Origin of the sequence: Mycobacterium sp. 1245499.0, from assembly GCF_001673615.1 — a bacterium.
GTDB lineage: Bacteria > Actinomycetota > Actinomycetes > Mycobacteriales > Mycobacteriaceae > Mycobacterium > Mycobacterium europaeum_A.
The window spans coordinates 1-11204 of the sequence record NZ_LZMG01000433.1 but is presented as its reverse complement, the minus strand read 5'-3'; the positions used below and the strand labels follow the sequence as shown (position 1 = coordinate 11204).

General features: G+C 66.9%; 10 protein-coding genes. 3 read left to right on the top strand and 7 right to left on the bottom strand.

The window, feature by feature from the left end; genetic code table 11:
• Window positions 1-80 precede the first annotated feature (80 nt).
• Both A5646_RS26780 and A5646_RS26775 read left to right on the top strand, forming a co-directional pair.
• Window positions 81-1385: a sodium:proton exchanger gene (locus tag A5646_RS26780; RefSeq protein ID WP_066877115.1), complete on the top strand. Its 1305-nt coding sequence runs from the start codon at window positions 81-83 to the stop codon at window positions 1383-1385.
• A gap of 28 nt (window positions 1386-1413) precedes the next feature.
• Entirely contained in the window at window positions 1414-2250 is an 837-nt protein-coding gene (locus A5646_RS26775) for an SDR family oxidoreductase (protein ID WP_082975976.1), read from the top strand.
• Here the strand turns inward: A5646_RS26775 and A5646_RS26770 are convergent.
• The 6 genes from A5646_RS26770 to A5646_RS26745 all read right to left on the bottom strand — a co-directional run bounded on the left by A5646_RS26770 (window position 2247) and on the right by A5646_RS26745 (window position 9987).
• Window positions 2247-4016 (bottom strand): SulP family inorganic anion transporter, encoded by a 1770-nt coding sequence (locus A5646_RS26770; protein ID WP_231997775.1) that lies wholly within the window; start codon window positions 4014-4016, stop codon window positions 2247-2249. The genes A5646_RS26775 and A5646_RS26770 overlap by 4 nt on opposite strands.
• Window positions 4017-4040: 24 nt before the next feature.
• Window positions 4041-5114, bottom strand: coding sequence for a sulfate ABC transporter substrate-binding protein (locus A5646_RS26765; RefSeq protein ID WP_066877131.1), 1074 nt, complete (start codon window positions 5112-5114; stop codon window positions 4041-4043).
• Window positions 5115-5291: 177 nt separating this feature from the next.
• Window positions 5292-6857 carry an NAD(P)/FAD-dependent oxidoreductase gene (locus A5646_RS26760; protein WP_067025510.1) on the bottom strand — a complete coding sequence of 522 codons (1566 nt, stop codon included), beginning with the start codon at window positions 6855-6857 and terminating at the stop codon, window positions 5292-5294.
• A complete protein-coding gene (locus A5646_RS26755) occupies window positions 6854-8653 on the bottom strand; it encodes an NAD(P)/FAD-dependent oxidoreductase (protein WP_067025509.1) in 1800 nt (599 codons plus the stop codon). The genes A5646_RS26760 and A5646_RS26755 overlap by 4 nt, the downstream gene beginning before the upstream one ends.
• A gap of 157 nt (window positions 8654-8810) precedes the next feature.
• Window positions 8811-9305, bottom strand: coding sequence for a DUF417 family protein (locus A5646_RS26750; RefSeq protein ID WP_066869971.1), 495 nt, complete (start codon window positions 9303-9305; stop codon window positions 8811-8813).
• A gap of 67 nt (window positions 9306-9372) precedes the next feature.
• A complete protein-coding gene (locus A5646_RS26745) occupies window positions 9373-9987 on the bottom strand; it encodes a TetR/AcrR family transcriptional regulator (protein ID WP_066869968.1) in 615 nt (204 codons plus the stop codon).
• Window positions 9988-10147: 160 nt separating this feature from the next.
• Between A5646_RS26745 and A5646_RS26740 the strand changes: the two genes are divergently transcribed.
• Window positions 10148-10708 (top strand): pyridoxamine 5'-phosphate oxidase family protein, encoded by a 561-nt coding sequence (locus A5646_RS26740; RefSeq protein WP_067025508.1) that lies wholly within the window; start codon window positions 10148-10150, stop codon window positions 10706-10708.
• Here the strand turns inward: A5646_RS26740 and A5646_RS26735 are convergent, their stop codons facing one another.
• Window positions 10709-11179: an SRPBCC family protein gene (locus A5646_RS26735; protein ID WP_067025505.1), complete on the bottom strand. Its 471-nt coding sequence runs from the start codon at window positions 11177-11179 to the stop codon at window positions 10709-10711.
• Window positions 11180-11204: the final 25 nt, after the last annotated feature.

Here is an 11204-nt window from a genome sequence, read left to right as displayed (position 1 = left end):
GCGGGTACGTTGGGTAACCGGTTCACCGGTTCACCACGGCCACCGCGTCGACGTAAGCCACCCGATCGCCAGTGCGAAGGATGACGATGCTCGCCACCGACAGGCCCGCAGCCACCGTCTCGCCGACGGCCGGCTGGCGGCGCCGCACCCTGACCCGTTCCGGACTGATCACCGGCGCGTTCGTCGCCCCGGCGGTGGTCGTCCGCGTGACCGGCTTGCACACCGGCGCCGTGCTGGCCCTGCTGATCTTCGGAGCCGCGGTGGTGGCGGCCAGCTTCTTGCTGGCGTGGGCGGCCGAGGCGGCCCAGGTCGACGTCTCCGGTGGGCTCGCGACGGCGCTGCTCGCCTTGATCGCGGTACTGCCCGAATACGCCGTCGACCTCTACTACGCCTTCGTGTCCGGCCACAACGCGGATTACACGCAATACGCCGCGGCCAACATGACCGGGTCCAACCGGTTGTTGATGGGTCTGGGTTGGCCCGTCGTGGTGCTGGTCAGCATCCTGGTCGCCCGCAAGTCCGGTTCGGACAAGCCCACCGGTTTGACGCTCGAACCAGCAAACCGCGTCGAACTCGGCTTCCTGTTAATCGCCGGTGTCATCGCGTTCGTCATCCCGGCGAGCGGCCAGATCCATCTCGGGTTGGGGCTGGCGTTGCTGGCCTGGTTCGGCTTCTACCTGTACAAGATCAGCCACGGCAGCGTCGAAGAGCCCGATCTGATCGGCACCGCGGCCGCTCTGGGGGACCTGCCCGACGGTCGTCGACGCGCCGCCGTGGTCGGCCTCTTCCTGGTGTCGGGTGGGGTGATCCTGCTGTGCGCCAAGCCCTTTGCCGACAATCTTGTTGCCGCCGGCACCGAACTCGGCATCAACCGCTTCCTGCTGGTGCAGTGGCTGGCGCCGCTGGCCTCCGAAGCGCCGGAATTCATCATCGCGATCATCTTCGCCACCCGCGGCAAGGGCACGGCGGCCATCGCCACGCTGATCTCCTCCAAGGTCAACCAGTGGACCCTGCTGATCGGGTCGTTGCCGATCGCCCATCTGCTGGGCGGCGGCGGGTTGTCCCTGCAACTCGACCCTCGCCAGGTGGAGGAGGTGCTGCTGACCGCGAGCCAGACGATGATGGGCGTGGCGCTGATCTTGGCGCTGCGGTTCAACCGGGCCGCCGCGTGCACACTGCTCGGCCTGTTCGTCGTCCAGTTCCCGATCTTCTCGACGCAGGGACGGCTACTGCTCTGCGGTGTCTACGCCGCGGTGGCCATCGCGGCGTTGATCATCAATCGCCGCCACGTGGCCGGCACGCTCACAGCGCCGTTCTTCGGCACGGCCATCCGGCACAGCGGTCATCCCCACCTCGAAGCCGACGGTTCCGTCCGCCCGCACTAGCCCGCCGCCCGGCGTATACGGTCCAGGTATGAATCGAGTGTCGGTGATCACAGGCGGCGCGGGTGGCATGGGGCAGGCCACGGCGAAAATCGTCGGGCGCGACCACACCCTGGTGCTGTGTGATGTCAGGCAGGACCGGCTCGCGGCCGCGGCCGCGACGCTGCAGGACATCGGGATCACCCCCACGGTGGTCGATTGCGATGTCACCGACCGACAGGCGGTCGCGGATCTGCTCAAGACCGCCGGGGGTCTGGGTCCGGTGGTCTCCGTCATCCATACCGCGGGGGTCAGCCCCAGCATGGGCGCCGCCGACTACGTCATGCGCACCAACGCCGTCGGCACCGCCAACGTGAACGAGGAGTTCTTCTCGGTCGCCGACGAGGGCGCCGTGATCGTCAACGTGGCATCGATGGCGGCGCACATGTTGCCCGCGGAAATCGTTCCGGCAGACCAGTTTCCGCGGGCGCTGGATGACCTGGACGCCTTTATGGCCGCCATGCTCGCGGCATGCGAGATCGCCCCCGAAGACGCGCGTTCGGGTCTGGCATACGCCATCAGCAAGAGCTTCGTGAAGTGGTACAGCCAGTCGCAGGCGGAGCGCTTCAACACCCGCGGACTGCGCATCGTGTCGGTGTCGCCGGGTTCCATCGACACCGAGATGGGCAGGCTCGAGGAGCAGGCCGGCGCCGGCGCGATGGTCGCCAACGCCGCGGTCCCGCGGTGGGGTAAGCCGGAGGAGATGGCCGAGCTCCTCGCCTTCTGCGCCAGTGACAAGGCCGGATACCTCACCGGCACCGACATCCTCAACGACGGCGGGGTCATCGCCTCGATGACCGAACGGGCCCGGGTGACCGCCGGCGGCTAGACCAGGTAGTACAGCTCGGAGTGCGGGGCGAGTTCGGGCGCGCTGGTGAAGGGCTCCTTGACCTTCAGTTCCGCCAGCCTGTTGTGGGCGTAGCGCACCGCCTTGAGGGTGGCCGAGAATTCCTCGTCTTCTTCGGGGAAGACCTGCTCGGCCGGGAACCAGCTCTTGAAGCCCACGTTGTTCAAGACGCCGAGCGTATCGTCGCGCACCCCGGCCAGTAGGACGGTGACGCCGCGCTCGGTCACCTCACGCAGGAAGTGCTCGATGCGCTCGATGCAGACCACGTCCGGGTGGCGCACCCGCTTGAGCCGCAGGACCACGAACGCGATGCCGCCGTCGGTGATTCGCTGATTGATCGCCGACAGGTAGCGGTCGAGTTCGGGTGCCGCCCCGAAGAACAACTCGCCTTCGAGGTCGTAGATGACGATCGAGGGATCCGGCGAGTCGCCCGGAATGCGCTCGCGGACAACGCGTTCGGGTGTGACGACGAGTTCCTTGGACTTCAGCTTGGCCGCCCGCGGTACGAACAGCAGGATCGACAGGATCACCCCGAGCAGCACCGACTTGTCGAGGTCGACGGCGATACCGGTGAAGGCCGTGACGATCACCAGCCCGGCGTCATAGCGGGACGCCTTGAGCGTGTAGATCAGGCGCTTGAAATCGACCAGGCGGGCGGCGGTCACCAGCAACAGCCCGGCCAGCGCCGGCTGCGGAACGTAGCGCAGCAGCGGGGCGAACAGCAGCAGTGCCGCGGCAACCGTTGCGGCCGAGACGATTCCGGAGAATCTCGTCGCGGCGCCGGACTGGAAGTTGATCGCCGACCTCGACAGCGAGCCGGAACCGGGCAGGCTTTGGAAGAAGCCGCCGGTCAGGTTGGCCAGGCCTTCGGCCATGATCTGACGGTTGTAGTCGATCTTCTGTTGTGTCTGGTAGGCAATGGCTTTGGCGATTGACAGCGCCTCGATGATGCCGACGAAGGCGATGGCCAGCGCGCCGGTCGACAGATGCGGCAGCCACTCCGTGTGGACGTCGGGGACATGCGGCCCGGGCAGGCTGCGCGGGATCTTGGCGGCCACCGACACCGCGGTATGGCCGCCCGCGCCCGGCGTCGACCACCCGGCGAGGTAGGCGATCAGCGCGGTGATGACGAGCACCGCGAGCATGTCGACCTGCGGCCAGCCGTAGCGTTGCACCAGCTTGCGCAGGACGACGGCCAGCACCACCGCCGACGCGCTCAAAGTGAGTGCGCGGTAATTGATGTGATCGCCGTGGGTGAGCGTGAGCCAGACGCGGCGCAAGACCTGCATGTGGCCGTTGCCCTTGTCGCGCACACCCAGCGCGTTGCCCAGCTGCCCGATGGCGAGCAGGAACGCCGCGGCCGCCATGAAGCCGATGATGACTGACTCGGAAATGTAGCGGGTGAGGTTGCCGAGCTTGAACAGGCTGATCACGATCTGGAACGCGCCCACCAACACGGCCAGCAGGAAAAGCGCCTCGAAGAGCTCCTTGGAGTTCTCCGAGTCGATGAAGGCCAGCGCCGTGAACACCAGCAGCGAGATGGCGCTCGTCGGCCCGTTGATCAAATGCGAGGACGACCCGAAGATCGAGGCGACGATGGTCACGACGATCGCCGAGTACACGCCGAATCTCGGGTCCACCCCGGCGATCAGGGCGTAGGCCATCGCCTGGGGAAACGATATGGCGGCGACGGTCAGCCCGGCGATCACATCATGCCGACCCTTCACCAGGTCGTAATTCACACGCACACCCACGATGTCGACGTCTTTCCGCTAAGCACCCGACGCCGCGGCGGGCGCCGAGATCGTGTCCAGGATTCCGTTGGTGCCGAAGAACTGTTCCCGGGCGTCGCTCCAGTCCTTGGCGATGGCGCTGACCGGGAACAGGGTCAGCGGGCGCAGCCGGTCGGCATGCTTGGCCAGGATGGCCGGCTTGAAGGGCCGGTAGCCGTATTGCGCCACCAGTTCCTGAGCGGCGTCGGTGAACAGGTATTCGAGGTACGCCTTCGCGTGGGCCGCCGTCGCGGGATCGGTCACGTTCGCGTCGACCCAGGCCACCGCGGGCTGAGCGAGGATGCTGACCGGCGGATAGACGAGCTCCAGCTCGTCCTTGTTCGCCGCCACCTCGCGCAGCGCCTCGTTCTCCCACGTCAGCTGGACATCGCCGATCTTGGCCAGCGCGAAGCTGTCTCCGGCGCTGCGGGCACCGGCGTCGGAAACCGCGACGTGTTGCAGTAGCGACTTCACGTATGCGGTCGCCTGCGCCGGGGTGCCACCGCGGGTGGTGACCGCACCCCAGGCCGCCAACACGCTCAGTTGACCGTTGCCGGACGTCCGCGGATTCGGGGACACCACGGCCACCTCGGGATTGATCAGATCGGGCCAGTCGTGGATCCCCTTGGGATTGCCCTTGCGGACGACGAAGACGACGGTCGACGTGTAGGGCACCGAGGCATTCGGTAGCCGCTGTTGCCAGTTGCCGGCGATCAGGCCCCGCTTGCTGAGCGTGTCGATGTCGCTGATCAACGCCAGGGACACCACGCTGGCTTTTTGACTGCCATCGAGCACGGTGCGAAGCTGACGCCCCGAGCCGCCGTGAGACTCCTTGATGCTCAGCGTTGTTCCGTTGTGCGCGTGGTAGTCCGCGACGAATCGCTTGTCCAGCGCCGCATACAATTCGCGCGTCGGGTCGTAGGACACGTTGAGGATCTCGTTCGAACCACCCGCAGGGAGGTTCTTCAGCACGATCGCGGTCGTGGCGACGACGATGGCGAGAACGCCCAGAAGGCTCAGCCAGGGAAGCCGCAGCGGCCGGCGGGCCGTATCGGGTGGCAGCAGTTTCACCACGTCAACCACACCTTCCACCACCGACCATGATGATGTGCCAAACAGCCCCGTGTGGCACCGCACATTTTTACGAATGTTAACGATCGGGCCACCGGGCGGCAGCCTTGAGAATCAGCCTGAAGATAAATACCCCCACCGTGTTTGGGTCATTACGCGGCACCGAATGGGTCCGGGCGGTTAGCCCCGCGCGCCGACCCCGGCGCTGGATACACCGGCATCCTCGCCAACCCGGCCATGGATCCACTCCCCTGGCCGCAGCCGCCACGTCCGGCGGGCGTAGTCCAGTTCGGTGTACGGCCATTGGGTGACGATGCGCCCGGTCGGCGACCGGAAGTAGCTGTCGCACCGCGTCCAGATGGTGCGCTCCAGGTCCGCGGAAAGTGTGTCGTTGTACCGCTTTTCGGCCTCCGGGTGCACGTCGAGATATCCGCCGCGGCGCGCCAGGCGGCTCACCGCGCTGGCGACCAGCCGCGCCCCGGCTTCGAGGATGTAGACGATGGAGTTGCCGCCCTGGTTGGTGTTGGGGCCGTAGAGCATGAAGAAGTTGGGGAATCCGCTTACCGCGACCCCCAGGTAGGCGGATGGGTCGTCGCCCCAGTGTTCGTGCAGCCGGCGGCCGCCGGCGCCCACGACGTCGATGCCGCAGAGGTAGCGGGAGGTCTCGAAGCCGGTCGCCAGCACAATGGCGTCGACGCCCACTTCCCCACCCGTCGCCGTCGTCACCGATGCTGGGCCGACGCGGGCGATGGGGTCGGTGACCAGCTCGACGTTGTCGCGCTGCAACGCCCGGTAATAGTCGTCGCCCAGCAACACCCGTTTACAGCGGAACGGATAGTCCGGAGTCAGCGCCCGGCGCAGCGGCTCGTCATCGACGGTGCGCTCGAGAAACGACGTCGCGATCTGGGCGCGCGCGGTCACCACGGGGTCCTCGGCGAAAGTCGCGGTGTTGTCGTGCTGGAACTTCCAGATCTGCCAGCGGGTGCGGCGCAGCGCGAGCGGGCTGCGCCGGAAGCGGGCCAATTCGGTTGCGGTGTAAGGACGATCATCCTTGGGCACCATCCAGGGTGGGGTGCGCTGGAAGACCGTGACGCGCCCGGCGGTCTTGGCGAGTTCGGGGACGACCTGCACCCCGCTGGCGCCGGTGCCGATCACCGCGACGCGGCGGCCGGCCAGATCGAGGTCGTGGTCCCACTGCGCGGTGTGCAGCACCGGGCCGGTGAAGTCGCCCAGGCCGTCGATGTCAGGGCGGTTGGCAGAACCGAACAACCCAATCGCGCACACGACGACGTCGGCGGTCAGTGTGGTCGAGCGCCCGCCGCGCTCCAGCCGGCAATCCCACCCGCCGGTGTGCGGGTGCCAGTGCAGGGAGCGCACCGTGGTGTCGAGCATGAGCTGGCGGCGCAGGTCGAAATCGTCGGCCACCGATTCGAGGTAGGCCAGTATCTCGGGCTGGCGCGCGTAGGTGCGGCTCCAGGACGCGTTGGGGGCGAAGGAGAACGAGTACAGGTGGCTTTGGATGTCGCAGGCGGCCCCGGGATAGGTGTTGCGTCGCCAGGTGCCGCCGACGCCGTCGGCCGCCTCGACGATCACCAGGTCATCGATGCCCGCGCGGCGCAGCGCGACGGCGGCGCCCAGGCCGCCGAAGCCCGCTCCGATGATCACCACCTTCGGTCCACGGCGGCGCCGGGTCGCCGCGCGCAGTCGCCCAATAGCGTAGAGGGAGCGCGCTTTTCGGCTCGTCACGGCCGGTCCCCCGCGCGGCGGGTCAGCATTCCGTCCAGGCCACCGTCGGCGCGCCACCGCTGCAGGATGTCGGCGTACTCGGTGGGTCCGCCGAAGAAGAAGCTGCCCTGCCGAGTCTTGGCGTCGGCCTTGCCCTCCCGGTTGTAGTAGCCGGGCGTGCACACCTTGGCCCGCTCGGCACTGGCGACCGACCGGGACACCACGGTGTCGACCCAGGCGGCCTCGGAGGATGGCGCGGCCTCGATTTCGGTGATCCCCTCGGCGAGCGCGGTGGCAATGATCCACGCGACGTGGCCGGCCTGCACGTCGAGCAGGTACGGGAAGTTCACCGTCAGACCGGCCTGGGCGATGCTTTCGATGAAGCAGTTCGGGAAGCCGGTCGTGCACAGGCCCTGGAAGGTCCGCACGCCGTCGGCCCAGTGCTCGGTCAGTGTCACGCCGTCACGGCCGATCAGCTCGAACCCGGTGCGGCGGCAATAGTCGGTGCCGACCTCGAAACCCGTTGCGAAGATAAGACAGTCGAGTTCGTAGACGACACCGTCGACCACCACGCCGGTCTCGGTGATGCGCTGCACGCCGCGACCCCGGGTGTCCACCAGGGTGACGTTGTCCCGGTTGAAGGTCTGCAGATACTCATCGTGAAAGCAGGGCCTTTTGCAGAAGTAGCCGTACCACGGTTTGAGCGCTTCGGCGGTCGCAGGATCGGTCACGATCGCATCGACGCGCGCCCGGATCTCGTCCATCTTGGCGAAGTCGGCCAGCTCGATGTCGCGGCCGCGTTGTCCGGGATCGGCGAGGCCGTCCCCGTCGTGACGCATGACGGGCAGCTTACGGGTGATGCTCGTCCAGGCATCGGCGACCATATCCTGGTCGGCTTGTCCTCCGGCGGTGAGGATTTGGAAGTTCTGTATCCGCTCGTGCTGCCAGCCGGGCCGTAATGCGTTGGCCCACTGGGGATCGGTCGCGCGATTGGCGCGGACATCTACCGAGGACGGGGTGCGCTGAAAGACGTAGAGCCGGCGGGCGGCCGCGCCGAGGTGCGGTATGCACTGGATCGCGGTGGCGCCGGTTCCGATGATGCCGACGCGCTTGTCGGCCAGATGCTGCAGTCGGTCCCCGGTGTAGGCGTAGTCCCAACGACTGGTGTGGAACGCATGACCGCCGAAGGCGCCCAGTCCTTCGATGCCCGGTAACTTGGGCTTGGCCTGATACCCGTTGGCCATGGAGACGAACCTGGCCCGCATCTCGTCGCCACGGTCGGTACGGATGATCCAGCGCGATCTCGCCGCGTCCCAGTGGATTTCCCGCACGTCGGTACGTAGGCAGGCGTCGCGGTAGAGGTCGTAGTGTTTGGCGATGCGGCGGCAATGGGCGAAGATCTCGGGGCCCTTGGCGTATTTTTCGGTCGGCGTGTAGCCGAGCTCCTCGAGCAGCGGCATGTACACGTATGACTCGACGTCGCAAGCGATTCCGGGATAGCGGTTCCAGTACCAGGTGCCGCCCACGTCGGCCGCCCTGTCGATGAGCCGCACGCTTTCGACGCCGAGCTGGCGTAGCCGAACGCCGGTCAACAGCCCGCCGAATCCCGCGCCGATGATGGCGACGTCGACCTCGTCGGCGAGCGGTTCACGGACGAAGTCGTCGTTCACCCAGGGGTCTTCGGCAAATCGGGCGAACGGGCCGGCCACCTCGACGTACTGCGCGATGCCATCCGCGCGTAACCGGCGCGCACGCTCTTCGGCGTACTTGCGCCGCAGCGCGTCGACGTCTAGCGCCTGGCGAACGGTTTCGGTCACGGCCTGGGATTCCTCTCCGTGGCCTCGACCCTATAATCGATCGCTTCGCCATATCAAGGGCGCGCCGCGGCAACCCCCGACGGGGCCTGGCCTTAAGGCGTTGCGCGACACAATGACTGGGGCGGCTCCAGCCGCCGACGAGCGGGCAGCCGCGGTGCTACCGAGGGCCGCGCTCCTTGCCCGCGGCGATTGCCGCCGCCAGTGAGTCGCCCAGCGTCCACAGCGCCACCCCGATCAAGACCAGATCCTTGAGCAGAAACTGGCCGGGCAGCGCCGAGAGCACCGGAACGCCGTGGGCGTACGTCATGACCACGCCCGGCGTGGTGAAGAGGAAACTCAACGTGCCCAAGAACAGCACCACCGCCAGGGCGCTGCCGGCCGCCGAAACCCGCGGCCATAGCGGTTGCACCGCAATGAGCAGGGCGGCAACGATTTCCATCGTGCCGAGGGCATACGCGACGAAGGTGACGCTGAATACGTCATAGACCCAGCTCATCAGCGGGCTGTGCTGAATCAGCACCCGGGCCTCCATCTTCACGTACTTGCCGAAGCCGATCCACACCAAAACAAGCACCAGGCCGTACCGGCTGACGAGTTGGCCCCACCGGGTCAATGCCGGCGCCGCGGCCGGCGCGAAGGTTTGGTCGATCATCGGGCGAAGTCCTTTCGGCTCAATGCGAGGGCGTTCCTCCGACACACGGTTCAGGGCACGGTTGCGTTCACTTCGGCAACCGCTCGAGCCCGGCGACGATGAGCCGCAACCCGAACGCAAACTCGTCGGCCAAGGGGACGGGCAGGTCGTCGGCGACGGTCACCGTCGCGGGAAAGCGGGACGGATCGAGCCGGTGAAACGCCGCCGAGAGTTCGGCGTCCCGCTGAGCACCGTCGGCCGTCGCGCCCGCAAGTTGTAGCGCAAAGCCCAGGACATAGCGCGCCAGCGTCGCATACGCGTGGGCGGCGACCGCCGGTGAAAAACCGTTGCCGAGGAGAACGGCCAGGCACCGCTCGCGATTTGCCAACGCGTTCGGCCCGATCGGGGTGTACTCGACCAACAGGGGCGCGATATTGCCATGCCGGCTCAGCGCATCAAACATGTGCTGCGCGAACGAGATACACGCCTGCTGCCACGGCATCGCGGCGAGCTCGTCCGGGGCGAAATCGACCTCGCCGAGAATTTGGTCGATCACCAGTGACACCAATTCGGACCGGTTGGAGAAGTGGCGGTACAACGTGGCGGTGCCCGATTCCAGGCGCTGCGACAGCGACCGCATCGACAACGCCTCGGGACCCTGCTCGTCGACGAGCTCGACGGCCGCGCCCAGGATGCGCTCCATCGGTAGCGCCGGGCGACCGCGAGAACGGCGTGGCCGGTCGGTGTCGTCCACATCACGCAAGGTGGCTCTCCTGACCCTTGACAGCCCGACGTATTATGGAGACACTGTATCCATAATTACGCCCATGATTCAAGCGCCTTGACAGCAAGGAATACTCGCGATGCTCCTCCCCCTGGCGGCAGAACCCTTCACCGCGCCCACCGACCGTGACATGCTGCCCTCCGAGCGACGCGAGTTCGTCCGCACGCATCGCACCTGTGTCTTCGGCTACCGTCGTCGCAACGACGGCCCGGGCATGTCGATCGTGTACTACATCCCCACCGATACCGACGAATTGCTCGTCTCCACCATGGCCGGTCGCGGAAAGGCCCGCATCGTCGAACGTGACGGCAAGGTCAGCCTGTGCGTGCTCGACGAGCGGTGGCCCTTCGCCTATTTGCAGGTCTATGCCGACGCGACCCTCGACCAGGACGGGGATCTGGCGGTCGACGTGATGATGGCGGTCGGCGGTCGGATGTCGGGTCAACCACTGGGCGACGAGGCGCGGCCGCACATCCGGGAGATGTGTGAACGCGAGAATCGGGTGGTCATTCGCTGCCGGCCGTACTCCACCTTTGCGACGCCGCCGCGGCATCTGCACCGCAACGACCAGGCCAAGGAACTCAGCCACTGGGTGTCGGGTGTGATGCCCTGGGACGCAGCCGATCCGGCGGCCGGCTGATCACCCGGCGTAACGGTCACGCAGTTTGCTCAGCGTCGCTTCGATGCCCGAGGCGTTCGCCTTGGCGAAACCCATCCGCTCGTAGTACTTCAGCTTGTTCTTGAGCGCACCGGCGTCGCGGTAGTCGAAGGTCTCGGTGACCGTGGTCTGGGTCGGCGACACCGCCTCGAACTCCCACCGCCAGCGGTGACCCAGCGGATGGCGCCATTCGACCAGTTCGTTCGGCATCAACGCGGTGATCGTGCTGGTGATGCGGTAGGGAATGCCGAACATCTTCATGCGCGTCGAAAACTTCGAGCCCGCAACGAGTTGCGGTGGCACGGTGATGTTCTCGCGGACGGTGCCCGATCCGTCCAGCTCGTGGTGCCGGCGGGGATCGGCGACCAAGGCGTACAGTTCCGCGGCCGGGGCGGCAACGTCGACCCTGCGGCTCACCTGGCGGGGACCCCGGTCGACGACAGTGACGGTCATGATGTCTCCTTCCGCTACCCGGCAG